At 66.3% G+C, this 25,348-nt stretch carries 28 protein-coding genes and 1 tRNA gene; 11 read left to right on the top strand and 18 right to left on the bottom strand.

The genetic code is table 11. The annotated features are described in order from the left end of the window. The first annotated feature begins 8 nt into the window (after positions 1-8). Positions 9-84, top strand: a tRNA-Thr gene (locus tag QMX83_RS02050). Positions 85-121: 37 nt separating this feature from the next. On the opposite strand, the gene QMX83_RS02045 is transcribed toward QMX83_RS02050, so the two are convergent. The 5 genes from QMX83_RS02045 to QMX83_RS02025 form a co-directional block, all read right to left on the bottom strand. Further along, positions 122-433 carry a hypothetical protein gene (locus tag QMX83_RS02045; protein ID WP_282294993.1) on the bottom strand — a complete coding sequence of 104 codons (312 nt, stop codon included), beginning with the start codon at positions 431-433 and terminating at the stop codon, positions 122-124. Positions 434-542: 109 nt separating this feature from the next. Next, positions 543-1,082, bottom strand: coding sequence for a GTPase (locus QMX83_RS02040; protein ID WP_282294992.1), 540 nt, complete (start codon positions 1,080-1,082; stop codon positions 543-545). After that, positions 1,082-2,035, bottom strand: coding sequence for a hypothetical protein (locus QMX83_RS02035; RefSeq protein ID WP_282294991.1), 954 nt, complete (start codon positions 2,033-2,035; stop codon positions 1,082-1,084). Before QMX83_RS02035 ends, QMX83_RS02040 begins: the two co-directional genes overlap by 1 nt. A gap of 68 nt (positions 2,036-2,103) precedes the next feature. Then, positions 2,104-2,463, bottom strand: a complete 360-nt coding sequence (locus QMX83_RS02030) for a roadblock/LC7 domain-containing protein (protein WP_125359704.1) — start codon at positions 2,461-2,463, stop codon at positions 2,104-2,106. Between the two features lie 76 nt (positions 2,464-2,539). Further along, positions 2,540-2,992: a roadblock/LC7 domain-containing protein gene (locus QMX83_RS02025; protein ID WP_282295010.1), complete on the bottom strand. Its 453-nt coding sequence runs from the start codon at positions 2,990-2,992 to the stop codon at positions 2,540-2,542. A 311-nt stretch (positions 2,993-3,303) separates the two neighbouring features. On the opposite strand from QMX83_RS02025, the gene rocF reads away from it, so the two are divergent. The 3 genes from rocF to QMX83_RS02010 all read left to right on the top strand — a co-directional run bounded on the left by rocF (position 3,304) and on the right by QMX83_RS02010 (position 4,990). Beyond that, a complete protein-coding gene (gene rocF, locus QMX83_RS02020) occupies positions 3,304-4,227 on the top strand; it encodes an arginase (RefSeq protein ID WP_282294990.1) in 924 nt (307 codons plus the stop codon). Between the two features lie 208 nt (positions 4,228-4,435). Further along, on the top strand, positions 4,436-4,573 hold the full coding sequence (locus QMX83_RS02015) for an entericidin A/B family lipoprotein (protein ID WP_282294989.1): 138 nt from the start codon (positions 4,436-4,438) through the stop codon (positions 4,571-4,573). A gap of 195 nt (positions 4,574-4,768) precedes the next feature. Continuing rightward, the gene (locus QMX83_RS02010; protein ID WP_282294988.1) at positions 4,769-4,990 is read left to right on the top strand and encodes a CsbD family protein; all 222 of its coding nucleotides are present in this window, start codon (positions 4,769-4,771) and stop codon (positions 4,988-4,990) included. A gap of 65 nt (positions 4,991-5,055) precedes the next feature. Here the strand turns inward: QMX83_RS02010 and QMX83_RS02005 are convergent, their stop codons facing one another. Next, entirely contained in the window at positions 5,056-5,868 is an 813-nt protein-coding gene (locus tag QMX83_RS02005) for a hypothetical protein (protein ID WP_282294987.1), read from the bottom strand. A 111-nt stretch (positions 5,869-5,979) separates the two neighbouring features. Between QMX83_RS02005 and QMX83_RS02000 the strand changes: the two genes are divergently transcribed. The 4 genes from QMX83_RS02000 to QMX83_RS01985 all read left to right on the top strand — a co-directional run bounded on the left by QMX83_RS02000 (position 5,980) and on the right by QMX83_RS01985 (position 10,371). Beyond that, positions 5,980-7,272: a tryptophan--tRNA ligase gene (locus tag QMX83_RS02000; RefSeq protein WP_282294986.1), complete on the top strand. Its 1,293-nt coding sequence runs from the start codon at positions 5,980-5,982 to the stop codon at positions 7,270-7,272. Between the two features lie 49 nt (positions 7,273-7,321). Beyond that, positions 7,322-7,660 carry a hypothetical protein gene (locus QMX83_RS01995; RefSeq protein ID WP_282294985.1) on the top strand — a complete coding sequence of 113 codons (339 nt, stop codon included), beginning with the start codon at positions 7,322-7,324 and terminating at the stop codon, positions 7,658-7,660. A gap of 57 nt (positions 7,661-7,717) precedes the next feature. After that, the gene (locus QMX83_RS01990) at positions 7,718-8,650 is read left to right on the top strand and encodes an MBL fold metallo-hydrolase (RefSeq protein WP_282294984.1); all 933 of its coding nucleotides are present in this window, start codon (positions 7,718-7,720) and stop codon (positions 8,648-8,650) included. Positions 8,651-8,718: 68 nt separating this feature from the next. Next, positions 8,719-10,371: a M28 family metallopeptidase gene (locus QMX83_RS01985; protein WP_282295009.1), complete on the top strand. Its 1,653-nt coding sequence runs from the start codon at positions 8,719-8,721 to the stop codon at positions 10,369-10,371. A 70-nt stretch (positions 10,372-10,441) separates the two neighbouring features. On the opposite strand, the gene QMX83_RS01980 is transcribed toward QMX83_RS01985, so the two are convergent. After that, positions 10,442-11,776, bottom strand: a complete 1,335-nt coding sequence (locus tag QMX83_RS01980; RefSeq protein WP_282294983.1) for an MFS transporter — start codon at positions 11,774-11,776, stop codon at positions 10,442-10,444. 172 nt (positions 11,777-11,948) lie between these two features. Between QMX83_RS01980 and yedA the strand changes: the two genes are divergently transcribed. From yedA to QMX83_RS01965, 3 genes are all read left to right on the top strand, one after another. Then, positions 11,949-12,851 (top strand): drug/metabolite exporter YedA, encoded by a 903-nt coding sequence (yedA, locus tag QMX83_RS01975; RefSeq protein WP_282294982.1) that lies wholly within the window; start codon positions 11,949-11,951, stop codon positions 12,849-12,851. Next, positions 12,848-13,756, top strand: coding sequence for an EamA family transporter RarD (gene rarD, locus QMX83_RS01970; protein ID WP_282294981.1), 909 nt, complete (start codon positions 12,848-12,850; stop codon positions 13,754-13,756). The genes yedA and rarD overlap by 4 nt, the downstream gene beginning before the upstream one ends. A 143-nt stretch (positions 13,757-13,899) precedes the next feature. After that, on the top strand, positions 13,900-14,760 hold the full coding sequence (locus QMX83_RS01965) for a hypothetical protein (protein WP_282294980.1): 861 nt from the start codon (positions 13,900-13,902) through the stop codon (positions 14,758-14,760). A 49-nt stretch (positions 14,761-14,809) separates the two neighbouring features. On the opposite strand, the gene QMX83_RS01960 is transcribed toward QMX83_RS01965, so the two are convergent. The 11 genes from QMX83_RS01960 to QMX83_RS01910 form a co-directional block, all read right to left on the bottom strand. Continuing rightward, positions 14,810-16,120, bottom strand: coding sequence for an ABC transporter permease (locus QMX83_RS01960; RefSeq protein WP_282294979.1), 1,311 nt, complete (start codon positions 16,118-16,120; stop codon positions 14,810-14,812). 11 nt (positions 16,121-16,131) lie between these two features. Then, positions 16,132-17,289, bottom strand: a complete 1,158-nt coding sequence (locus QMX83_RS01955; protein WP_282294978.1) for an FtsX-like permease family protein — start codon at positions 17,287-17,289, stop codon at positions 16,132-16,134. 15 nt (positions 17,290-17,304) lie between these two features. Then, positions 17,305-17,994: an ABC transporter ATP-binding protein gene (locus QMX83_RS01950; RefSeq protein WP_125359690.1), complete on the bottom strand. Its 690-nt coding sequence runs from the start codon at positions 17,992-17,994 to the stop codon at positions 17,305-17,307. Between the two features lie 24 nt (positions 17,995-18,018). After that, positions 18,019-19,263, bottom strand: coding sequence for an efflux RND transporter periplasmic adaptor subunit (locus QMX83_RS01945; protein WP_282294977.1), 1,245 nt, complete (start codon positions 19,261-19,263; stop codon positions 18,019-18,021). Between the two features lie 72 nt (positions 19,264-19,335). After that, positions 19,336-19,875, bottom strand: a complete 540-nt coding sequence (locus QMX83_RS01940; RefSeq protein WP_282294976.1) for a cytochrome b — start codon at positions 19,873-19,875, stop codon at positions 19,336-19,338. After that, positions 19,872-20,975, bottom strand: coding sequence for a catalase family peroxidase (locus QMX83_RS01935; protein ID WP_282294975.1), 1,104 nt, complete (start codon positions 20,973-20,975; stop codon positions 19,872-19,874). Before QMX83_RS01935 ends, QMX83_RS01940 begins: the two co-directional genes overlap by 4 nt. 130 nt (positions 20,976-21,105) lie before the next feature. Then, positions 21,106-22,473 carry a M17 family metallopeptidase gene (locus QMX83_RS01930; RefSeq protein WP_282294974.1) on the bottom strand — a complete coding sequence of 456 codons (1,368 nt, stop codon included), beginning with the start codon at positions 22,471-22,473 and terminating at the stop codon, positions 21,106-21,108. A 21-nt stretch (positions 22,474-22,494) separates the two neighbouring features. Next, a complete protein-coding gene (locus QMX83_RS01925; protein WP_282294973.1) occupies positions 22,495-23,205 on the bottom strand; it encodes an HAD-IA family hydrolase in 711 nt (236 codons plus the stop codon). A gap of 42 nt (positions 23,206-23,247) precedes the next feature. After that, on the bottom strand, positions 23,248-24,369 hold the full coding sequence (locus QMX83_RS01920; protein ID WP_282294972.1) for an AI-2E family transporter: 1,122 nt from the start codon (positions 24,367-24,369) through the stop codon (positions 23,248-23,250). A 69-nt stretch (positions 24,370-24,438) separates the two neighbouring features. Continuing rightward, positions 24,439-24,888 (bottom strand): protein sip-5, encoded by a 450-nt coding sequence (locus tag QMX83_RS01915; RefSeq protein ID WP_282294971.1) that lies wholly within the window; start codon positions 24,886-24,888, stop codon positions 24,439-24,441. After that, the gene (locus QMX83_RS01910; protein WP_282295008.1) at positions 24,885-25,307 is read right to left on the bottom strand and encodes a phage holin family protein; all 423 of its coding nucleotides are present in this window, start codon (positions 25,305-25,307) and stop codon (positions 24,885-24,887) included. The genes QMX83_RS01915 and QMX83_RS01910 overlap by 4 nt, the downstream gene beginning before the upstream one ends. Between the last annotated feature and the right edge of the window lie 41 nt (positions 25,308-25,348).

The following is a 25,348-nucleotide window of genomic DNA, read 5'->3' as shown; positions in this document are numbered from 1 at the left end:
ATGCCTGTGCCGGCATAGCTCAGTTGGTAGAGCAACCGCCTTGTAAGCGGTAGGTCCCCAGTTCGAATCCGGGTGTCGGCACCACTCTCTGAAGCGCGGCGGCCCTCTCGCGGCTCCGTCGCTATCTCCTGCGGGGCAGGGCCAAGTCCTTCAGAAACAGAGTCAATCGCTCATCAATGCAGTTATTGGCAAGATCAAAGCGCAGGTAGCAGGCGCTGATACCGAGCCCTTCTTCTCGTTCCACACCGAACCGCCAGCCAACCTCCAGGCCAATGTTCACTCCAGAGGCTGAACGGACTGCCTTCAGAAAGTCCGCCTCACTCTCGAAAGATACCCACAACGAATTGTTGGATGGACGCATCTTATACTCGATGACGCTTGGTAGTTCGGCCTTGAACGCGCGCTCAATATGTTCAAGAAACACGTCACTCATAGGATTTCCTCGATTAAGACTCGGGATCAGCAGAATCATATGGGCGTGCTGCGAGCCGACCGCCGACATGGCAATGGACCGGCGCGTACTCATTGACGTCAGTGAGTGATTAGTTCGTCTCGGCGTACCTATACGAAAGCAACGACTTCACCAGGAACGTCACCTGGGTCGCCGAGCGCGCATCCACGCGCATCACCGGCAAGCGATGCCCGGCCTCAAACAGCGCGTTGCGGAACTCCGGAATCAGCAGCGCGGGGTACTCATCCGAGCGGGTCACACCCACGGCCAGGCTCGCCTCTGGCGCAATGCGCGAGAACTCCTGCAGCAGCTCCACCGTGGATTCCACCGCTTCCGGGTGACCGGCGCTGACCAGCACGATCACCCCGAGCGCGCCTTCGCACACCATCGGCCACATGAAATCCAGGTAGCGCTGACCGGGTACGCCGTACACGTGCAGCAGTTCACCGTCGTCCAGTTCGATCGAGCTGTAATCCAGCGCGACGGTGGTTTCCACCTTTTCGCCGACGGTGTCGCCGCTGAGCGGCATTTCCGTGCTGACCGGCTCGATGTCGGAGATGGCGCGCACGGCGGTGGTCTTGCCGGCTCCCATGCTGCCGACGAACACCAGCTTGTTGGCGGGCAGGGTCATCACTGGCCTCCCTGGAACAGCGTCAGGCCGAAGCGGCGCGCCACCCACGAGAAGAAACGTGAGTCGCTGGCGTCTTTACGGCGGGTGGGGCTGGGCACGGCGGCTTCCTGATTCAGAGCGAGGCCACTGGCAACAGCAGCACAGAAGAGGGATTCCACCGTGTTAGGCGGCAGATGGCAAGCCGTCGCCAGTGCGGCCGGCTGCCAGGGGCGGGCGTGCAGGCAGGCGATGGCCAGCAGCCAGTTGGCTGGCACGTCATCGGCATGCAGGTCGGGCCAGTGCCGCAGCTTGAGCGTCGGCTGCGAATCCAGGGCCGGCAGCAGCTCGGGACGGTAGCGCGCCAGGGCGAAGTACAGCGCCTCGAACGAATGGCGCTGCGGCAGGCGATAGGTGTACTGGTGCTGGAACGTGGCCGCGTCGATCACTTCCGACGACCACGTGCTGTCATCCAGTTGCGCCACCAGCTCGGCCAGGGTCAGCGAGGCCGGCAGTGCGATGCTGCGCGTGCGGGTATCGACCAGTGCGCTGATGCCGCCACGCTGCAGCAGGTGCAGATCCGCGCCAGCGCGCATCTGGGCCAGGCGCAGCAGCTTCGGAACGCCCGGCGCAGGGCGCTCTGCTACCGCGGCGGGCGCGGTCAGCAGCAGGCTGGAGAGTTGCTCGTTGATGTCACGCACAGTGGCCCCGTGCGGCAGCCGGCCGGGCGCGGCGTCGGCGTAGCGACGCGCGATCGACAGCATCGGCACGTTGGAGGCGTTGGCTTCACTGAGCGTGCGTGCGGCGTCGGCATGGTCCAGGCCGATCACCAGGAGGTCGGCTTCGCCGCTCCAGGGGATCAACTGCACGTCCATGCGCTCGGCGAGCAGCATTGAACAGGCCAGCTTCAACCGGGTCTGGTGCAGCACGTCCAGGCCCGCGGCGGCCACGCGGAAACTACGAAGAGGGGTATTCATCGGGACAGGTCGCAGGGCGGGCGCGCGACACCCGCTGGCGGGTGCCACGCACGCGCAGCCTCACGCGATCAGCTGAAGTCCAGGGTCTTTTCCATGGCCTTCAGTTCGTGGCGCGACATCGCCAGATTGGCCTTGCTGCGATCCATGATCACGTACAGGAACAGCATCGGATTGCTTTCCAGCGGGCGGATCAGGTGGTACTGCGTGTCCAGCGTGATCAGGATGTCTTCGATCGAATCGGACAGACCCAGCGACGTCGCCACGCGGCGCTTGGCACGCACGACTTCCGTGTTGCCGGCTGCTGCCAGTTCCAGGTTGATGTTGCCACCGCCAGCCATGGCCAGGGCCATGCCGCTGTCACCGTCAACGAGGGCCGCACCAACGAAACCGGCGAGGGAGTTCAGCTTTTCAAGCGAATGATTCGGCATACGACAAATCCTTTTTGCTCAGACACAGGGGGCAGCAGGCAGATGCCTGCCGGTAGGACACAGTAAACGGAAATGATCAGCCCGCGCGTGACGGCAGCAGGGCGTGCAGGCGTCCGGCGCATTCGCGCGCGTGGAACAGCAGCACCGCCATGTTGACGTCGTGGCTGGCAACCGCAGTGAGAGTCAGCGGCTTGTCGGCGCTGATGCGGATGAGCACCACGTTGCCGAGCTTGGTGCAGATGGTGGCGTAGTCGGCTTCGCTCAGTGCCAGCTCGCGCGAAACGGTTTCGCCCAGCGTGAGGAAGGAGTTGGCCATCGCGGCCAGGCGCCGGCCGTCCACGCCGAGTGCCGAATCTTCGGCGACGGCACGACCGTCAGCGGTGGACAGCATGAGCAGGGTCAGCCCCGACTCGCGTTCGCGGGCCTGGCGGAAGGCATCTTCAATGGCGGCGGCGTCATACAGCTGGCGCGCCGGCTGGCTTTCGCCACTGGCGTTGCGGACGATCTGATGAATGTTGCTGCGCTGCACGTACTGCCCCCTAAACACGACGAACGACAGACCAACCCGTTGCGGGTTAGTCAATCAGGACTGCGAATAAGCGCGAAATGTATCACGCAGAGGGTGTCATCTTGGCTAATGAAAGGTAAATCACACTTCCTCTCACATGCATGTCAAACCGTTGACACACAAGGCTTTCACGCTGCGTCGCGGCTCGACGGCGTGGCGCAGGCCGTGCTGCGCATGGGCCATGCGCATGCGTTGGGTGCTGCAACGCCGCGAGTGTGAAAAGCATCACATCACTAGACTGAGGGGACCCATTTCACGTGTTCGGAGTCAGCATGAGCAAGCGTCTTCCCCCGGTGTCCCTGATTGGCGTACCCACCGACGTGGGGGCCGGTCATCGCGGCGCGGGGCTGGGGCCGGAAGCCCTGCGGATCGCAGGCTTGGCCCAGGCGCTGGAAGCGCGCGGCGTGAACGTGCGCGACTGCGGAAACCTGGACGGCCCGCGCAACCCGTGGACCGCCCCGGAGCAGGGCTATCGTCATCTGGATGAGGTGGTGGCCTGGAACCGCGCGCTGATGGACGCCACCTACGCCGAACTGCAGGACGGGCGGGTGCCGATCATGCTCGGCGGCGACCACTGCCTGGGCATTGGCTCGATCACCGCCGTGGCGCGCTGGTGCCGTGAGCAGGGGCGCAATCTGCGCGTGCTGTGGCTGGACGCGCATTCCGACTTCAACACCAGTGAGGTGACCCCTTCCGGCAATGTGCACGGCATGCCGGTAGCCTGCCTGTGCGGGCTGGGTCCGGAGGCGCTCACCCACCTGGGGGGCAGCGCGCCGGCGATCTCGCCGCAGCAGGTCCATCAGATCGGCATCCGCTCGGTCGATCCGGACGAGAAGCGCCTGATCAAGCAGCACAAGGTCGATGTGTACGACATGCGTTACATCGACGAGGTAGGCATGAAGCGCACGGTGGAAGCGGCGTTGGCCGGGATGGATGCCAACACGCATCTGCACGTCAGCTTCGATGTCGATTTCCTCGACCCGAGCATCGCCCCGGGTGTGGGTACCACGGTGATGGGCGGGGTGAACTACCGCGAAGCCCAGCTGGTGATGGAGATGATTGCCGACACCGGCCAGATGGGCTCGCTGGATATCGTCGAACTCAACCCGTTGCTGGACACCCGCAACATCACCGCGGAGGTCGCGGTGGACCTGGTGGAAAGTCTGTTCGGCAAGTCCACGCTGATGCGCGACTGAGTGCTTCCGGCGTACTTCCCTGCGGCCGGCTGAACAAGCCCGGTCGCGTGTTCACATCGATTGCACGCGTCAACGGCGAGATTGCACCCACGCGGCGGCGCTGCCGGAAACGGCGGCGAGGTCACCGCGATCAGGAAGACGGGCCGGTGCTCGTCTTACAGGTGGGACCCGATTTGCGGTGCCGATTTTGAACCTTGAGGAGAAGCCCATGAAGCGTGTTATTGCACTGATGCTGTTGTCGATGTTCTCGGTTGCCATGCTGTCTGGCTGCAACACCGTTGCCGGTGCCGGCAAGGATGTGCAGAAGGCCGGCGAAAAGGTCGAAGACGCCGCCAAGGGCAATTGATGACCGTGCTGGCTGTGGCCAGCAGGCATCGGAAAAAAGCCGGGGAAACCCGGCTTTTTTCATGTGCGCTGCACACCGCTGTCTGCCCGTTCAACGACGTGAGTATCGCTTTCATTCACGCTTGACCGTCGGCCAACACGCGATTGCGCACTCTGCACCTGCGGCGACATTGCCGTTCCAACAGGATGCCAACCCATGAACAAAGACATCATTTCCGGCAAGTGGACGCAGCTGAAGGGCAAGGCGCAGGCCAAGTGGGGCGACCTGACCGACGACGACTTCAAGGTGGCTGAGGGCAACGCCGAGTACCTGGCGGGCCGTCTGCAGGAACGTTATGGCTGGGCGCGCGATCGTGCTGAAACCGAAGTGCGCGACTTCGAAAAAGCCATGCGTAAGGACTACCCCGATTTCCATTGATTCCAGCCGCTGGCAGGGAAGATCGGGCCGCATTGCGGCCCGTTTTTCTGTTCTGCACCCTGGATTCAACGACCCCGGTACGGCGGCGGGTCCGGCACGAACTGACCCGGAAAGGCCTGCGGCTCGCCCGCAATCGGTCGCGGACGGGCGATGATGCCGCGCGCGATCAGGTTGCGCTCGCTGTCGTAGCGCACGGCCACCTGCTTCACCGGAATGCGGCTGGCCCGGCGGAACTCGGTGCTGCCCACATACGAAGACTCGCGTGCGCCATGCCCCGTACCCAGCGCAGGGGCCGGCGAAGATGCAGCGCGGGCGGCAGAGCCGGTAACCTCCACGGAAGACAGCGACCGGTCGGCGGACTCGGCGGCCTGGGACCGCTCGCGCGCCATCGGTGCCGCAGGCGCGACCGGCGGACGGAACTGCGGCACTTCGTTGAACACGGCCATGCCGATCACGCCGATGTTGTCCGGGCGGCCGGTGCGGCTGGCGTAGCTGCGGCCCGGGTCTGTGAACACGAACTGCGCCACATCGTGCTGCGACTTGCGCCAGCCGGTGATGTCCGCGCGCTGCCAGGGTTCCAGCACATAGCCGGTCTGGTCCGGGGCGGCCACCTGCCCACTGATGACGTTCAATCCGTCCACCGACAACACCACCAGCACCCGCTCGGGGCTGCGGTTGTACAGGCGCAGGCTGTAGGGATGGCCGTTCTGGCCGGCCACCCAGCGCTGGCCGCGCTGGCTGTAATACGGCAGCTCGCTGCCCTGGTCGCGGTCAACGATGCTCAGTTCCACCGGTGAGCGTTGGCCCGGGTCTGGCGGGTAGGGTTTGAACCCGGTCAGGGCCAGCACGGCAAGCAGGGGCAGGGTCAGGCGTCTCATGGCAGCGCATCCGCTGGGAAGGTATCGGGTTGAACGTGTCAGCCGGGCCAACGGGGTTGCGCCGGGGCAAGGTAAACTGGGGGCGTTTACCTGTCCGACATGATTTCCCCCATGACCACCCGCGTTCTTACCGGCATCACCCCCTCCGGCACGCCCCACCTGGGCAACTATGTCGGTGCCATCCGCCCGGCCATTGCCGCCAGCCAGGCCTCGGAGATCGAGAGCTTCTTCTTCCTGGCCGACCTGCACAGCCTGATCAAGGCGCAGGAGCCCGAGCGCACGCAGCGCTCCACCCTGGAGATCGCGGCCAGCTGGCTGGCTTGCGGCCTGGACCCGGACAAGGTGTGGTTCTACCGGCAGAGCGACATTCCGGAAACCACCGAGCTGATGTGGTTCCTGACCGTCATCGCCAGCAAGGGCATCCTCAACCGCGCCCATGCCTACAAGGCGGCGGTAGACAAGAACCGCGAGGAGCAGCTGGATGAAGACGCCGGCATCAGCGCCGGTCTGTTCATGTACCCGGTGCTGATGGCCGCCGACATCCTGATCTTCAAGGCCAACCGCGTCCCGGTCGGCCGCGACCAGATCCAGCACATCGAAATGGCGCGCGATTTCGCCCAGCGCTTCAACCATGTGTACGGCCAGGAGTACTTCCCGCTGCCGGACGTGGTGATCGACGAGCAGGTGGCCACCCTGGCCGGCCTGGACGGTCGCAAGATGAGCAAGAGCTACCACAACACCATTCCGCTGTTCGCCCCGCGCGCGGAGCTGAAGAAGCTGGTGTTCTCGATCCTCACCGACTCGCGTGCGCCGGGCGAGCCCAAGAGCACCGAAGGCTCGGCGCTGTTCCAGATGTACCAGGCCTTCGCCAGCCCGGAGCAGACCGCCGCGTTTGCCCAGGCCTTTGCCGACGGCATCAGCTGGGGCGACGCCAAGCAGCAGCTGTTCGATCGCATCGATGAAGAACTCACCCCGCTGCGCGAGCGTTATGACGCGCTGATGGCCGAGCCGGAGAAAATCGAGGCGCTGCTGCGTCGTCGCGGCCAGCAGCTGCGCGAGCAGTACGCCATTCCGCTGCTGAAGGAACTGCGCCATGCGGTGGGTCTGCGCGATCTGTCCACCGCGCGCGAGGCCATCGCCGACGATACGCAGGAACTGCGCGCTGCACCGCCGCTGTTCAAGCAGTACCGCGAGAAGGACGGTCGTTTCTACTTCAAGCTGCAGGCCAGCGACGGCACCTTGCTGATCCAGAGCGAAGGCTTCGATTCGCCGCGCGATGCCGGCCAGCTGATCGCCGTGCTCAAGCAGGCCGAGCAGGGCGACCAGCTGCAGAGCGAACTGTTCAAGCTGGAAGCCGAAGTCGACCAGGTCCTGGCTGCGCTGGCCGTCCTTCGCGACGCCTGAGGCGTACCGACCATGGCATCATCCGGTCATCCCCAACAGGATGACCGCAATGCCCTGGCTGTCTCTGTTGCTGTTCCTGCCCTGGTTCACCCTGCTGGGTGCCCTGTTCTGGTGGTTCCCGCGCGAACCCCGTACCACCGCGCGCCGCGCCTTCGACACCCTCACCCTGCTGCTGGCCTTCGCCCTCAGCGCCGTCGCCATGCTCTGGGGCCACCATATCGGCGTGGTCCAGGGTGACGCCGGCCCTATCTGGCGGCAGGTGCTCGCCGTGCTCTACGCCTACGGAGCCTTCCTGGCGGTGCTGGTGCTGGCAGTACTGCTGCGCGGCAGCTGGCTGGCGCGACGTGCGACCAAAGCAGAATCGAAGGCACCCGCCGGTTCGGCGTAGATTGTGCAGTATCGATCCACGGGCGACGCCCACCGATTCACTGCCAGGGAGGCACAGATGCCTATCGACCCCAGCATTCATACCATCGACACCGCGTTCCAGCGCGATGACTTCGGTGCCGCCTATCTGATCACCGAAGCCGGCCGCGCCGCCTTCATCGACTGCGGCACCGGGCTCTCGGTGCCGGCCATGCTGGCTGCACTGGCGCGGGCGGGCTTCACCCCCGAGCAGGTCGATTGGCTGATCGTCACCCACGTCCACCTGGACCACGCCGGTGGCGCGGGCCTGCTCATGCAGCAGCTGCCCAACGCGCAGTTGGTGGTGCACCCGCGCGGCGCGCCACACATGATCGATCCGGCACGACTGATTGCCGGAGCCACCGAAGTCTACGGGGCCGAGGAGATCGCCCGCAGCTATGGTCCGATCCTGCCGGTGCCGGCCGAGCGCGTGGTGATTGCCGAAGACGGCTACCACGTGGACCTGGCCGGCCGTCAGTTGCTGTGCATCGACACGCCCGGTCACGCCCGTCATCACCTGTGCGTGTGGGACGAGCGCAGCCGCAGCGCGTTCACTGGCGATACCTTTGGACTGTCCTACCGCGAACTGGACAGCGACCAGGGTGCATTCGTGGTGCCGACGTCCTCACCGGTGCAGTTCGACCCGGAGCCGCTCAAGCATTCCATCGGTCGCCTGCTGGCACTGCAGCCGCAGTCGGTCTATCTCACGCACTTCGGGCGCGTAGGGGATATTCCCAAGCTGGGCGCGGACCTGATCGAGCAGATCGATGCGATGGTCGAGATTGGCCGCCAGTGCGATGGACGTGCGGACCGCCATCGTTGTCTGGTCGCGGCATTGACCGAGTTGTATGTGGAGCGCGCAATGGCGCACGGCTGCCGGCTGGATGAGGCGGCCGTGGTGCGGGTGCTGGCGATGGATATCGAGCTCAACGCGCAGGGATTGGCGTGCTGGTTGGATCGGGATCGGCGATAGCGCCGTCATCGGAATGTCACGTTACACTCTGGCATTCCGTTTTTGCCTGGTGTACTGCCGTGAATCCGATGCGCATCCTGCTGCTGTCGTCCTGTCTGTTTGCGGGAGGGCTGGCTTACGCGGCCAACGACCTGCCCGGCGGTGGCATCGACCCGCAGGCGCTGTCGCGCCACGTGCGCGTGCTGGCCTCGGACGAATTCGAAGGTCGTGCACCGGCCAGCCCCGGCGAAGAGCGCACCGTGCAGTACCTGATCGAGCAGTTCAAGGCGTCGGGCCTGCAGCCCGGCGGCGTGGACGGCAGCTGGGTGCAGCCGGTGCCGATGGTGCGTGCCCAGGTCGATGGCCCGGTGCGCGCCCAGCTGCGCCAGAAGGGCAAGTCACAGCCGCTCACCAATGGCGTCGACGTCACCCTGCAGAGCCTGCGCCCGCAGGCTGAGGTGAACATCAAGGACGCCCCGCTGGTGTTCGTCGGCTATGGCATCGACGCGCCGGAGCGGAACTGGAACGACTACAAGGACGTCGACCTGCACGGCAAGATCGCCGTGGTGCTGATCAACGACGCCGACTTCGAAGCCGAAGCACCGGGCGCGTTCGACGGCAAGGCCGTCACCTACTACGGCCGCTGGACCTACAAGTTTGAAGAAGCCGCCCGTCGCGGCGCGCAGGGCGTGCTGATCGTCCACGAAACCGCGCCGGCCGCGTACGGCTGGGCCACCGTGAAGAGCTCGGGCACCTCGCCGCTGTTCGACATCGAGCGCACCCAGGAGCAGGCGCTGGCCCAGCACGTGCCGGTGCGCGGCTGGATGCAGCGTGCGCTGGCCGAGCAGCTGTTCCGCGACGCTGGTCTGGATTTCGATGCCGAAAAGCGCAAGGCCATGAACGCCAGCTTCCAGCCGGTGGCGCTGGGCGACGCAAAGCTGTCGGCGCAGTTCAAGCTCAAGCGCGAGCAGGTCATCACCCGCAATGTGGTGGCCAAGCTGCCCGGCGGCACGCACGGCGACGAAGCGGTGATCTTCTCGGCGCACTGGGATGCCTTCGGCATCGGCCAGCCCGACGCCAAAGGCGACCGCATCCGTCGCGGTGCCATCGACAACGCCACCGGCGTGGCCACCGTGCTGGAACTGGGGCGCGTGTTCGCGGCTGGTCCGCAGCCGCAGCGCACCCTGTACTTCGTCGCGCTGACTGCCGAAGAGAAGGGCCTGCTGGGTGCGAGCTACTACGCCGCCCACCCGCTGGCCCCGCTGGACAAGACCGCCGCGGTACTGAACATCGAGATGTTCAGCCCGGACGGGGCGACCCGTGACATCGCCTCCTGGGGCAAGGGCCGGGTCTCGCTGGAAGGCGACCTGGAGCGCGTGGCCAAGGCCCGTGGGCGCAGCTACTCCCCGGACCCGAACCTGGAAGCCGGTTTCTTCTACCGCGCCGACCACTTCGCCTTCGCCCGCCTGGGCGTGCCGGCGATCACCATTGGCCCGGGCCTGGACAAGCTGGACGGTGGCGTCGAAGCCGGCCGTGCGCTGCGCGACAAGTACTTCGCCGACTGCTACCACCAGGCCTGCGACGCCTGGACCCCGAGCTGGGATCCGGCTGGCCACGCCGCCGATACCCTGTTGGTCTACGACCTGGGCATGGAGCTGGCCAACAGCCGTCGCTGGCCGCACTGGGAAGAAGGCTCGGAGTTCCGCGCCATCCGCGAGCAGAGCGAAGCCGCCCGCCGCTGACGCGGCCGCCGGGAAGCGCAAACAAAAACGCCGGGGCATGCCCCGGCGTTTTCGTTATCCACGGGATGGATTACTTCTTCGTCCCATCCAGCCAGTTCGGGCCCTTGTTCTTCAGGAAGAACACGTACACGAACAGCGAAACCGCAATGATCGCGGTGACATAGATGGCGAACTCACCCACGCGGTCGGTCTTCAGCGCGCCCTGGTACAGCAGTGGGGCGGTGCCGCCGAACAGCGAGTTGGCCAGCGCGTAACCCAGGCCCACGCCCAGTGCACGCACGTGAGTGGGGAACAGCTCGGCCTTCACCACCGCGTTGATCGAGGTGTAGCCGGTCAGGATCACGAAGCCCAGTGCCAGGGTCAGGAACGCCAACACCGGGTCATGCTGGTTCGGCAGCGCCGTGACCAGGTAGTAGCTGTACAGCACGCCACCCACGCCGAAGAACACCAGCAGGCTCTTGCGCCCGATCATGTCCGACAGCCAGCCGCCGACCGGCTGCAGCACCATCAGGAAGGTCAGAACGCCCAGGTTGATCAGCGTGCCGGTCATCACGTCGTTGCCGGCAAAGGCGGTCTGGATCATCTTCGGGCCGTTCACCGAGTAGGTGTAGAAGGCCACGGTGCCGCCGGCAGTGATCAGGAAGCACAGCAGCAGCGGACGCCACTGATTCACGAACAGCTCGTGCAGCGAGCCGGAGGCCTTGGCCTTGCCTTCGCGGGCGGCTTCAATCGAATCCTCACCCAGCGACTCGTCCATGGTCCGGCGCAGCCAGAACACCACGATCGCGGCCAGGCCACCGATGCCGAAGGCGATGCGCCAGCCCCAGGCCGAGATTTCCGGCTTGGCCCAGAAGATCAGCATGGTCAGCAGGGTCAGCTGTGCCAGCACGTGGCCACCGACCAGGGTGACGTAGTGGAACGAGGACAGGAAGCCGCGACGGCCCGGAATGGCCGCTTCGGACATATAGGTGGCCGAGGCCCCGTATTCGCCACCGGTGGCGAAGCCCTGCAGCAGGCGTGCGAACAGCAGGATCAACGCCGCCCAGCCGCCAATCGTGGCGGCCGTGGGGGTCAGCGCGATCAGGAACGAACAGGCGGCCATCATCGTCACCGATACGGTCAGCGCCAGGCGGCGGCCGTAACGGTCGGCGAAACGGCCGAAGTACCACGCGCCGATCGGGCGCATAAGGAAGGTGGCGGCGAAGATCGCCCATACATAGACAGTGGAGTTCTTGTCGTCGGCCGAGAAGAACTGCGATTCGAAGTAGACCGCGAACACCGAGTAGACATAGACGTCGTACCACTCGACCAGGTTGCCGGCCGAGCCTTTCAGGGTGTTGGAGATCGAGCGTTTGAGCGCCGCCTTGTCGTCAAGGGGCGCAGAAAGGGAGGGGGAGTGGCTCATGCGGAAAATCGTTCCTCGCGGTGAAGCGGTGGATCTGGAAAGCGTCGGGCCCAGGATAGGCACCTGCTTTTACCTTACCCCACGTGCATGACCGGTGGACATTGCACCATGTGACTAGTCCAGCTGCGACAGCGGCCCTAGAATCGCCACTCCCCCGTCTGCTGGTCGTGTAATGGCCGTCCCCACCCCCTCGTCGTCCCCCGCGCCGCGTCCCGGCATGGTGGTGCTGGCCCTGTTGCTGGTCTATGTGGTCTGGGGCTCCACGTACCTGGGCATCCGGCTGGCGCTGGAAGGGGGCGCGCTGCCGCTCACCACGGTCTCCGGGGCCCGTTTCATCGTCGCCGGCAGCCTCATGTACGCGGTGCTGCGCTGGCGCGGCATGGCCGCACCCACCGGCCGCCAGTGGCGCAACCTGGTGTTCATGGGCCTGACCATGCTGGTGCTGGGCAACGGCATGGTGGTGCTGGCCGAGCGCACTGTCTCCTCAGGCCTGGCCGCCACCGCAGTCGCCTCGGTGCCGCTGTGGATGGCGCTGTTTGGCGCATTGCGGGGCGAAAACGCCACCAAGGGCGAGTGGCTGGGCATTGCCATCGGCTTCCTCGGCGTGGTCTGGCTGAATGCGGGCAGCAGCCTCACCGCCTCGCCGCAGGGGCTGATCCTGCTGCTGATCGCCCCGATCGGCTGGGCGTTCGGCTCGGTCAGCGCCCGCCGCCTGGACCTGCCGGCCCCGTTCATGACCGCCGCCGGCCAGATGATCTGCGGCGGTGTGATGCTGGTCGCCCTCGGCTTGGCCACCGGCGAGCGCCCGACCACCTGGCCCAGCATGAATGGGCTGCTGGCAGTGGCTTATCTGTGCATGTTCGGCTCCATCGTCGCCTTCACCGCCTATGTGTGGCTGCTGCACAACGTGCGCCCGGCGCTGGCCGGCAGCTATGCCTATGTGAACCCGGTCATCGCCGTGCTGCTGGGGGCCTGGATCGGCCACGAGCGCTTTGGCGCGCATGACCTGCTGGCGATGGGCGTGATCCTGGCCGGCGTGGTGGTGCTGACCCTGGCCCGGACCCGCGCGAAGTGAGCGCGGTCGACGCGCAGGCGCTGCAGGAGCAGCGCCGGGGCCTGGCGATCACCGCCTTCACCTTCACCCTGTGGGGGTTGGTGCCGGTCTACTGGCACCTGCTCAAGGCGGTGCCGTCGCAGCAGATCATTGCCCACCGCATCATCTGGAGCACCGTGCTGGTGGTGGCCTGGCTGCTGCTCAGCAGCGGCCGGCGCTGGTGGAAGACCATCGCCGAGCAGCCGCGCGCGCTGCCGACGCTGGCGCTGAGCAGCCTGGCCATCGCCTTCAACTGGGGCCTGTACATCTGGGCGATCAACGCCGGCCACGTCATCGAAACCAGCCTGGGCTACTTCATCAACCCGCTGGTGAGCGTGTTGCTGGGCGTAGTGGTGCTCAAAGAACGCCTGAGAGGCCTGCAATGGCTGGCCGTCGCCTGCGCCGCCGTGGGCGTGGCCTGGCTGACCGTGGACACCGGCCGTCCGCCGTGGATCGCGCTCGGCCTGGCCTGCTCGTTCGGCCTGTACGGCCTGCTGCGCAAGCTGATCTCGGTGGACCCCGTGGCTGGCCTCGGCATCGAGAGCCTCTATCTGTTCCTGCCGGCGATCGGCTTTGCGATCTGGAGCGAAGGCGCACACGGCGGCGCTTTCTTCAGCGGCTGGGGCTGGAAAAACGACCTGCTGCTGATCCTAGGCGGCGCGGTCACCGCACTGCCGCTGATCGGTTTCGCTTACGGCGTCAAGCGCATCCCGCTCTCGCTGGTCGGCATCCTGCAGTACATCGCCCCCACCATCGGCCTGCTGCTGGGCGTGTTCTTCTTCCGCGAACCCTTCGACAGCAGCAAGGCGCTCGGCTTCGCCGCGATCTGGATCGGCCTGCTGCTGTTCATTGGCGACAGCGTGTGGCGGACGCGGAAGGCGGGGTAACCCCCGCACCTGCGGTGCGGTGGTCGCAACATGCGCTGTGGTGCACGGGCTTTCCGTGAATTCGCCCGGTTCCGATATTCATAGGCACCGCTCCGCTGGTCCACTTTGAACGCCCGCATGTGCGGGAGTTCAAGGAGCGGATGATGTTGAAGCACCTGTTATGGCTTTCACTGGGGTTGGCCGCAGTTCCTGCGCAGGCTGAAGAGCGGCTGGAGGATCCGATCGCATGGAGTTGCTTCTCCTGCAGCGAGGAAGAGCGCCAGGCTTTTGCACTGCGTAAAGGCGAGGGGTCGCACCTTGTCTACACGGGCTTCAACTATGGGCTGCTCTATGCCTATCGCGTCGAAGCCAGGGGAGACGAACTGGTCGTCGAAAAGCGATACCCCATTGCCTGGCTCGCGCGGCAGTTTGACGAGATGATCCTTCACTACCGGCAAAGCAGCGGGGATTTCTACGACGAGTGGGGGACGTTCGACCTGTTCCCGCCCGGTTGGCCCAGCGACCCCAAAGATACGATCCTATGGGGGCATCATGTCTCCAGCCTGCATCCGCAGCATGCCGATGCCCGGGCGACGGTGAAGCGCGTTCTTAACAATGGAACGAGGTACAGCCACTTCAAGGGGGACTACTACGGGCGGGTGATCCGCTTCGACTTCCAGCTGGATGGCTCGGTGCCCTACACCGTGCGGCTGAAGTCAGGCACCACTGATCTTGGCTACATGGAGTTCTACTTCGACCACGACACCCGTAGCTGGGAATACCTGGGTTCCCAGGATCTCCGTCACCCGATCCAGGAAACACCGGAAGACTTTCTCGGCGCAGATGGTGGCGCGCGCTCCTTCCACTACGTGACCACCTTCCAAGGTGCGGCACCGTACTTCCTGCAACGCGCCAAGTGGGCCGGCGCGAAGGTCCATGGTGAGATGCCCAACCCGCGCAAGAACGTCCGCTTTGACTGCAGCCGCATGGATGGCGAGCTGAACTGCTTCGTCATCCACCTGTAGAACAACACCCTGCAGCGCCCCGCCGGGCGCTGCAGGTTCCACACACACCTCAGGTTTCGCGCAGCGCCGTGGTGATCGGCAGCCGCGCCGCGCGCAGCGCCGGGAACAGCCCTCCGACCAGTCCGATGCCCAGCGCCCACTTCAGCCCGCTCCACAGCAGCTCGGGCGACACCTTGAACTGGAACACCACCTGGCTGAAGTTGCTGCCGATGGTGCTGACGCTGTAGCCGTTGAAGATCGCCCAGGCCACCAGGCCGCCGAGCAGCCCGCCAATCAGCGCCAGCAGCATGGTTTCCAGCATGATCGCGGTCACCACCGGCAGCCCACGGAAGCCAATGGCGCGCATGGTGGCGATCTCGCGCGCACGCGTGGCCACCGCCGCGTACATGGTGTTGAGCGCGCCGAACACCGCGCCGAACGCCATGATGGTACCGATCACGGTGCCCAGCACGCTGATCAGTTTGGTCAGCCCACCGCCCTGCTTGGCGTAGTACGCCTTGGTGGTTTCCACGTCCAGCTTCAGCCGCGGATCGGCGGCGACGGCGGCCTTGAACTGGTCAAAGCCGGCCTTGCCCTCGGTACGCACGCTGATCGACTGCCAGGCACCGCGCTGGTACGTGGTGGCCAGGGTTTCGGCATCGGTCCACAGCTCGGAGTCGTGCGAGTCGCCCGAATTGAACGCGCCCACCACCGTCCATTGCTGGTTGCCCAGGGTGAGAGTCTTGCCCACGTCCAGCCCGCGGAACTGGCTCTGCGCGCCCTTGCCGACCACGATTTCGCGCAGCCCAGGTTTGAACTGACGGCCTTCGGTGACCTTGACCTTGTCATGCACCAGCCAGCCCATCTCACCCACGCCGCGGAACTGGGCATTGACGTCGGTGTCGTCGCCCTTGGAGACCAGATTGACCACCTGCGACAGCTCCGGCGAAATCATCGGCCGGCCCTGCGCGTCCTTGCTGACCCCGGGCAGGGTGGACAGCAGCGGGGTCTGCTCGCGGGTGATCACCGAGTTGGTTTCGGCCTGCGAACCGCCACGCAGCACGATCGCGGTGGTGTCATCACCGGTGCTGTTGAGGGTGGACTGGAAGCCCTGGCCCATCGCCAGCATCGCCACCAGCACGCCGACCACGCCGGCAATGCCGACCACCACCACCGACGAGGCACCCCAGCGCTGCGGCAGGCTGGCCACGCCGATGCGCGTGGCCGCCAGTGCCAGCCGTCCGCTACGGGTCAGCAGCAGCCACAGCGCCACGGCCACGGCGACGGCCAGCAGGCCGGGCCAGGGCAGGGCGATCCACACCCCCAGCGCCACCGCCAGCAGCACGACCGTCAGCGCGTTCTTCAACCATTGCTTGATCATGTCGATTCTCCTCAGCGGCCCGCCAGGGCGTCCACGATCTTCAGCCGCTTGGCGCGTAGCGCCGGCAGCAGGCCCACCACCACGCCAATGCCGATGATCAACGCCACGCCCATCACCCAGGTCTGGGTGGGCACGTGCGGCGGCAACAGACCCTGGGTCTTCGGGGCCAGCGCCGGCAGGATCATTGCCGCCAGCCCCATGCCGACGGCACCGCCCAGTCCGATCAGCAGCACCGACTCGATCATCACCAGCACCAGCACCGTGCTGTCCTTGAAGCCCAGCGTTTTCAGCGTGGCCAGTTCGGGCACGCGCTCGCGCACCGCCTGCGCCATGGTGTTGCCGGTAAGCAGCAGCAGGGTGAAGAACACCGCGCCCATGATCGAGGTGACGATCAGGCCGATATCGGCGAACTGCTTCACGAAGGCCTGCTGGAATGCCGACTCGGTCTGGCTCTTGGTTTCATGGTCGGAGTTGGCCGAGATCGCATCAATAGCCTGCGCCACCCGCGAGGCATGGTCGGGGTTGTCCAGGGTGACCGTGTACCAGCTGACCTGGTTCTTGATGTAGTCGTTGCTCTCGTCGAAGTACTTCCAGTTCATCATCAACTGGCGTTCTTCGTTCGCGGCCAGGGTGCGGTCCTTCGAACGGAAGATGCCGACCAGCTGCAAGGGCCAGTCGTTGCTGCCGCTGCGCGGGAAGATGGTCGCCTGCAGCGGGATGGTGTCGCCGATCTTCCAGCCGAACTCCTTGGCCAGGGTCTCGCCGACCACCGCGCCGGTGCGGGTGTCCTGGAAGGCCTTGAGCTGATCCGGCGGCAGCTGCAGCTCGCGGTACACGTCGAAGTAGTTCGGAGCCACCGAGAAGTTGGCGAAGAAGTTCTTCGGGTCCTGGTAGATGCCACCGAACCACATGCCGTAGGTGACGTCCTTCACCCCGGCGACTTGCCGGACCTGCGGCTCCAGCCGGATCGGCAGCGACTGGGTGATCGACAGCCGTGAGGCCACGATCAGGCGATTGGCCCCTTCCACGCTGCCGCCGGAGCTGAACGCCACGCGCACCGAGTCGAGCATGCCGAACAGCAGGAAGGCGGCCACCACCGAGAACAGGGTCAGCAGCGTCCGCGTCTTGCTGCGGAACAGCTGCGCCCAGATGAGCGAGAAATATTTCATCGCAGCGCTCCTCCGTCAGTGCGCCGCCGGCGCGTCGGCCAGCTCGCCCTTGTCCAGATGCACAGTGTGGGTGGCGTACTCGGCGGCCTTGGGATCGTGGGTGACCATGATGATGGTCTTGCCGTGCTCGCGGTTGAGCTGCTGCAGCAGCGAGAGGATTTCTTCGGCCGAGGCGCGATCCAGATCGCCGGTAGGTTCGTCGCAGATCAGGAACGTCGGGTCGGAGACAATCGCGCGGGCAATCGCCACGCGCTGCTGCTGGCCGCCGGACAGCTCGTTGGGGCGATGGCTGCGGCGGTCGGCAAGACCGACCAGAGTCAGCGCGATCTCTGCATTGCGTTTGCGCTGTGCCGCGCCCAGATGGGTCAGCAGCAGCGGCAGTTCCACGTTCTTCTGCGCGGTCAGCATCGGCATCAGGTTGTAGAACTGGAACACGAAGCCGACATGGTGGCTGCGCCAGGTGGATAACTGGCCGCCGCTCATGCGATCAATGCGCTCGCCTTCAATCTCGATCTCGCCGCCGCTGGGCGTGTCCAGGCCGCCGATCAGGTTGAGCAGGGTGGTCTTGCCGGAACCGGACGGCCCCATCAGCGCCACGAAGTCGCCGCGCTGGATGTCCAGGTCGATGCCGTGCAGCACCTGCACCTTTTCAGGGCCGCGCTGGTAGGTCTTGGTGATGTTGCGGAGCGAAACCAGGGTGGACATGGGTGGTTCTCCGAATTGAAGGTGTTACGGCGTTTGCTTCTCCACCACCGCACTGCCATCACGCAGCTCCGGGGGCGGGTTGTTGACCACCTGCTGGCCGGCGCTGAGCCCGGCGGTGACCTGGCGGTCGTTGTTCAATGCCACACCGACGGTCACGGGTACCTGCTGCGCATGACCGTCATCACTCACCACGAAGGCCACCGTCTTCTGGTCACGTTCGACCAACGCCGAAGCCGGCACACGAACGCCCTTGGGCGCTTCGGCCTGCGCCGGTGCCGCCGCCTCCAGGAAGCTCACCCGCACGCCCATTTCCGGCACGATGCGCGGATCTTTCACCTTCAGCGCCACACGCACCTTCACTGTGGCCTTGCCGCGGTCGGCGGTGGGAATGATGGCGATCACCTCGGCCGGAATCTTCCACTCCGGATACGCATTCAAGGTGGCTTCCACCGGCATCTTCGGCTGCACCCGGCCGATGTAGGCCTCACCCACTTCGACTTCGATCTCCAGCGAGTCCATGTCGACAATGGTGCCGATGCCGGTACGGGTGAAGCCGCCACCGGCCGACAGCGGCGAGACGATCTCGCCGGGCTGGGCCGCCTTGGCGGTGACCACGCCGGAGAACGGTGCGCGCACGACGTTGTTGTCCACGCCCAGGTCAGCGATGGCCAGCGAATCGGCCGCGACCTGGGTGTTGCGCTCGGCGGTCTTCAATTGCGCGCGTAAGCTGTCGCGCTGGGCAGTGGCCTGGTCATACTGGGAACGTGACACCAGTTGCTGGCCGACCAGCTGCTGCAGGCGGGCGGCTTCGGCGTCAGCCTGTGCCACCTGCGCCTTCAACCCGGCCAGCTGCGCCCGCGCGGCTTCGAGCTGCGAAGCCGACAGGCTGCGCTGGGCGTCGGCATCAATCGGGTCCAGCGTGGCCATGATCTGGCCGGCCTCCACCCGCATGCCTTCCTCGATCATCACCTCGCGCACCTTGCCGGTGATCTTGGCCGACACCGTGGCCATGCGTCGGGCCACCACATAGCCGCTGGCGTCGAGCACCGAGCTGCTGGCGGTGCCCTGCTGAATGGCCAGCACCGGTGCCGTGGTCACTTCCAGCGGCTTTTCGCGGCCGAAGGCGAACCAGCCGACACCGGCCAGCAGCACCAGGGCCACGATGGCCAATGTGATCCAGAGACCGCGACGGGGCGAGGACGGCGGCGGGGCCGCGCCCTTCTGGCGGTCGATGCGAAGTTCCTTGAGCAGTTCGGCGGATGCGTTCATGGGACTCAAGACGTGGAATCGCGCCGAGTGTGACCGCAAGATTGTCCGCCCGCAAACGCCGCCGGGTGGACGTTACCGCCCCGGCCCCCGCGCCATCGCCGAAAATACCCCGTCTCGCCGCACCCAGGCATGGAACAGGGCCGCACACAGGTGCAGTACCACCGTCGCAAACAGCACGTAAGCCAGCAGGCTGTGCGCGCTGCGCAGGGCCGCATACAGCGCCGGGCTGTGCGGCAGGATGTGCGGCAGCGCGACGCCTTTCCACATCTGCACCGGATAACCGCCGGCCGACAGCATCGCCCAGCCCACCAGCGGCATCGCGAACATCAGCCCGTACAGCAGCCAGTGCGAGGCGTGCGCTGCGGCCACCTGCCAGCCCGGCAGGTCGGCCGGCAGCGGCGGCGGGCGATGGCGCAGCCGGTTGATCAGGCGCACCACCACCAGCAGCAGGATCGCGATGCCCAGCGGCCGATGCAGGTCGATCAAGGCCGGCCGCCAATGCAGCGAGGCCACCATGGTCACGCCGATGAACAGCATCGCCAGGATCAGCGCGGCCATCAGCCAGTGCAGCACCCGTGCGGTCAGGTTGAAGTGTCCACTGTGCTGCTTCATTTCGCCTCTCCCGTCGCCTTGGCCGCACCGCTGGCGGTTTCGCGCTCGCGGCGGTTGAACGACACCGAGTACACCGCCGAGCGCGCGGCCAGGATCGGGTCGTCGGTGCCGTCGATGCCACTGGGCAGGATCAGCGGGTCGAAGTTGATGTCGCGGCAGGCCCCGCCGGCCTGCGGCTGCAGGGCGGTCAGGCTGAGCGTGCCGACCTTGACCTGGCGGCGCTCGGCCGGCCACGGAATGGAGGGATCATTGATCGCATCAGAGGGCTCGGCGAGGGTCACCCACATTTCCCATTGCACCGGTCCCTGCGCAAGGCGCTGCTGGAACTCGTCAGCCAGATAGTCCAGCCCGGCCTGCGCGCGCTGTTCGGCCGTCATGGCTTCAAACGCGGCCGTCGGGCGCATGCTCCAGCGCACCACCTGTTCTTGTCCGGCGGCGTTGGTGAAGCGGAAGCTGTTGACGCCGTTGTAGTCGGTGTTGGCCCAGCTGGTCGACCACGGCGCACTCTTGGCCCACTCGCCAAACGCGCGCACCGAGGGGTACTTCGCGGCCACCGCTGCCATCTTCGCCGGGTCGGGCTTGCCGGTGGCGGGATCGGGAATCTGTGCCTTGGTCTGTTCCAGGAACGCATCGGCGGTGGGCACGGCGAAGAACGGGAAGCTGTTCATCGCGGTGCGCCATTCCTGGCCGTCGTCAGTTTTCAGCTGCAGCGCCATGCTGCGCACGCGGGCGTTGGCATCGGCACCGTGCGGGTCGGCACCGCCGATCGACATGCGACCCAGCACCGGCACCTGCTGCTGGCGGAACACCCGTGCCGAGCTCAGTTCGGCACCGGCAGGCAGTCCCTGGAAGGTACCGGTCACGCACACGCCTTTGCTGTGCGCACGGCGGAAGCCCGGATGCTTCGCTCCTGTGGCTTCAATGGTGTCCGTAAAGGACTGCGCGGTGGCGCGATCGCGCCCCAGCCATCCCGCCAGCCAGGCAAACGCCAGAATCAGCAGGCCGGCGATGAAGGCAATCAGCCCGATCCACAGCAGCGGGGAATGCCGGCGGGGGGCACCGGGCTCCTGGCCGGCACGGGTGTAGCGGAAGAGCGACATGGGCCAATACCTGCCTTCACGAAGTGAGTGGGTGGGCTGGCGCTCATCGTCGCAGAACCGGTGTCCGGCCGATATTCACATTTTCGACAAGGTTGGAAACGAAGATCCCCGCCGGGGCGGGGATCGTGGGTCACGCGTACCGGGTCTTCAACATCTGCCACGCCGACCGCAGCGCCAGCGCCTCACCACCGGCCGGGCGGCCCGGGCGTTCGCCGTCGTTCCAGGCATACACGTCCAGGTGCGCCCACAGCTGGCCTTCGCCAATGAAGCGCTCCAGGTACAGCGCGGCGGTGACCGAGCCGGCCATGCGCGAGCCGGCGTTGGCCAGGTCGGCAATGCCGCTGTGCAGGTAACGCAGGTACGGACGCCACAGCGGCATGCGCCAGACCGGGTCGCGGGTGCGGTCGCCGGCCTGCAGCCACTGCTGGGCCAGGGTGTCGTCATTGGCAAACAGCGCCGGCAGGTCCGGACCCAGCGCGATGCGCGCCGCACCGGTCAGGGTGGCGAAGTCGAGCAGCAGTTCCGGCTTCTGTTCGCTGGCGTAGGTCAGCGCGTCGCACAGGATCACCCGGCCTTCGGCGTCGGTGTTATCGATCTCGATGCTCAGGCCCTTGCGGGTGGCGATCACTTCACCCGGACGGAACGCATCCGGACCAATCGCGTTTTCCACCGCCGGAATCAGCAGAGTCAGCTGCACCGGCAGCTGCTGGGCCATGATCAGCCCGGCCAGTGCCAGCGCGTGCGCGGCACCGCCCATGTCCTTCTTCATGTTGCGCATGCCGTCGGCCGGCTTGATGTCCAGCCCGCCGGTGTCAAAGCACACGCCCTTGCCGACCAGCGCCACGTGCGGTGCACCAGCCTGACCCCAACGCAGTGCGATCAGGCGCGGTGCGCGGTGCGAGGCGCGACCCACGGCGTGGATGGCCGGGAAATTCTGCTCCAGCAGCGCCTCGCCGGTGATCACCTCGATCTGCGCGCCGTGGGCGCTGGCCAGTTCGCGCGCGGCGTCTTCCAGGTGCTGCGGGCCCATGTCTTCGGTCGGGGTGTTCACCCAGTCGCGCACGCGCAGGCTGGCGGTGATCACGTCGCGCACTTCCGCGGCCGGGGTGGCCACCAGCTGCGCCGGGGCGCGGTTGGGTTTGCGGTAGCGGGCGAAACGGTAGCTGCCCAGACCCCAGCCCAGGTGCAGCAGGGTCTGCATGGTCTCGGGCAGTTCGCCGGCCAGCTGCCACACGCTGCCTTCCGGCAGGGCGAACGGCGCATGGGCGTAGGCATAGGCATCGCCCGGATCGCCGACGCCGACAATCGCCCCGCCAATGCCGGCATCGCCGGGCAGCAGCACCACGCTGCCGCCGCTGCCATTGAAATGCTGTGCATCCAGCCAGGCCACCAGAGCCGGTGCCTGCTGCGCGCGCCAGGCGGCGAACTGTTCGCGCTCCATCACGTGCAGCGGAAGGGCCTTGGAGGCGTCGGTGGTGAAGCCGGTGATCTGGGTCATGCGGGAAGGGTTCCGTTGGGATCAGGCACGCGCGGCGGCCGGATTGGCATCGAGCCAGTCGGCCAGCCCCGTCAGGGTGTCAAACTGCAGGTCAGGCTGCAGCGAAGAATGGGTCCAGGTGTGCGCCTCGCGGTTGATCCAGCAGCCGCGCAGACCGGCCTGCATCGCCCCGACCACGTCCATGTCCATGTGGTCGCCCACGTGCAGCACGTGGGACGGGGCCACGCCCAGGCGCTCGCAGGCGGCGTGGAAGATGCTGGCCGCCGGCTTGGCTGCGCCGTGTTCGCGCGAACCCAGCTGGAAGGCGAAGTGGTGCGCAAGGCCGATGCGCTCAAGGTCGGCATTGCCGTTGCTGACCGCAGCGACCGGCACCCGCGCGGCGATCCGCGCCAGGGCGTCAATGGCGTCCGGGTAGCACTCCACCTGGTTGCGCGCGGCGTAGAACGCTTCGTAGGCCGGCTCCAGCAGGTCCAGGCTGGCCCCGCTGTTCTCCAGCGCCTCGCGCAGGGTCAACCGGCGCAGGGCGCTCAGGTCGAAGTGCAGGTGCGGGTTGTCGCGGAAGGAGCGCTCGCGCAGTTCGCGCATGGCCGCCACCGGGTACATCGCGGCGGTGGCCGGGCTGTGCTCCAGCATCCACGTGTGCAGCACCTGGTCGATGCGGGCCCCGATGGGGGCGAACGGCCACAACGTGTCGTCGAGGTCGAGGGTAATGGCGAGGACAGGGAAATTCACCCTGCCATTGTACGCCTGCCCGCAGCCACGCAGGGCGTGGCTCTACTCCAGCAGGCGGGCCCACCCCTGGGTTCCGTCCAGCCGTGCCAGCACCAGCTTGATGCATACCAGCAGCGGTACCGACAGCAGCAGCCCCACCATCCCCCACAGCCAGCCAAACACCATCAGCGCCAGGATCAGGATCAGCGGCGAGATCGCCATCCGTCGCCCCAGCACGATCGGGGTGATCACCTGGCCTTCCACGGTGTGCAGCGCCAGGTAGCAGGCGGCCGGGAGCAGGGCCTTGAACGGGTCGCTGAATTCCACGAAACCCATCAGCAGCATCAGGGTCACGCCGATGAACGGACCCACGTACGGCGCGAAGTTCAGCAGCGCGGCCACGGTACCCCAGAGCAGGGCTTCCTGCAGGCCAATCCCGAGCAACAGCAGGATGCCTGAGAACACCAGGCCCACCAGCGTGTTGATCACGGTGATGGTCAGCACATAACGCGATACCTCGCGCTCGATCGAGCGCAGGATGTCACTGGTGAAGCGTTGCTGCTGGCGACTGGGAAACAGCGCGATGGCATGCTTCTGCAGGTTCTGCCCGTAGATCATGAAGAACAGCGTCAGCAGTACCACCGCGAGCACCGAAGCAGCCAGTTTCGGCGCGCGGGTCAACACCCGGTAGGGGTCGTCCAGCTGGGTCCGCACGATCTGCACGCGGCGATTGGTTTCACCGCCGGCGGCACGGGCGAAGTTCTCCGCAGCCAGGTTGGCCTGCTGCACCGGTTTGGTCAGGTTCTGCACCTGCCGGGCCACCTTGCGCAGCTGCTGCGGGGCTTCCTGCGCCCAGTCCATGGCCGGGCCGACCAGTTGCACGCCCAGCGCGGCCGCGCCACTCAGGCCCACACCAATGACCAGCACCGCCGCCAGAAAACGCGGAATCCACAGCCGTCCGAGGAAGCGCAGGATGGGATTGCCGACCAGCGCGAAAAACATCGCCAGCAGCACCGGCAGGATGATGTCCTGCGCCGCCCACAGGGTGTAGCAGACCGCCAGGGTGGCCAGCACCACCAACGACATCGGTGCGCGTGGGCGCGGGGCTGGTTGTGGCGGGGCCGGTTCGGCGTCGTCGGGCGGGGGCGCGATCGAATCGGAAGGAGAAGTCACCGGAACGCTCATGCCGATCGCCTGCGAGGTAGTGCCCGACCGGCGGTCGGGCGGAACATGATGGGGGCGGAATACTACTGCTTACCGTTCTGAAACGTCGGTCGCGGCTTCGGCCGGCTGCGGTTGCGGTTCGTTGCGAGGGGTGGCCGGTGCGGGCTGCGGCTGAACGCGCGCCGCCGCGGCCGGGGCCACGTCATCGGCCGCGTCATCCACCTTGTCAGCGGCCTGCTCGGCGGTGTCGGCCGCTTCGGCGGCCTGCATCGAGGCAAACGCCGCCTGCGCGCTGGCCAGCAGGTTCGATACCGAACCGATCATCTGCAGCCAGCGTGCGCCGTGGAAGCGGGTTTTGCCCGGTTCCAGCTTGCCGGCAATGAAGCCGCCGGCCAGGCCCACGGTGATGATGCGCATCGGCGTCCAGCCCTCGCGCCAGGCCTGGCTGAGGGTGAACCAGTTGCACTGGGTTTCATGACTGCGCACGGCCACCACCTGTTCGGCGCGCTTCACCCGCTGGCGCAGGGCTTCAAACTTCATGGCGTGCGCTCCGTTTCGTCGTCACGGCCTTCCGGATCGTCCTCGTGCGGCTCGTCGAACAGGCCCAGCCGTGCCAGCTGGCGACGGGTGGCATGCATGCCGGTATGACGGAAGAAGAACGACACCCGCCAGACCGCATAGCCGGTGACCGCCAGGCTGAGGATGGAGGTGATCAGCAGCGAGTGGAACCACGACAGGCCCCAACGCTGCATCAGTGCAATCAGAGTGCCGGCCAGCAACAGCCAGGCTGATGCACCGAACACTATCGCCACGCCGCTCCAGGCCAGCGCCCGTCCGAACGCGCTGCGGGCCAGCGCGAATTCGAACGAGGCCAGCCGTCGCAGCGAACGCAGTGTGTGCTTGGCCGAATCCACCGTGGCGCGGCCAGCCTGGCCGACGTCACGGATGCTTTCTTCCAGGCCGGGAGCCTTGTACGCATCACCTTCCGGTGGCGGGTTTG

The sequence above is a fragment of the Stenotrophomonas sp. PS02289 genome (genome assembly GCF_029960115.1).
GTDB lineage: Bacteria > Pseudomonadota > Gammaproteobacteria > Xanthomonadales > Xanthomonadaceae > Stenotrophomonas.
The sequence above is the reverse complement of the archived record's forward strand: the minus strand, read 5'-3'. Positions and strand labels throughout refer to the sequence as shown.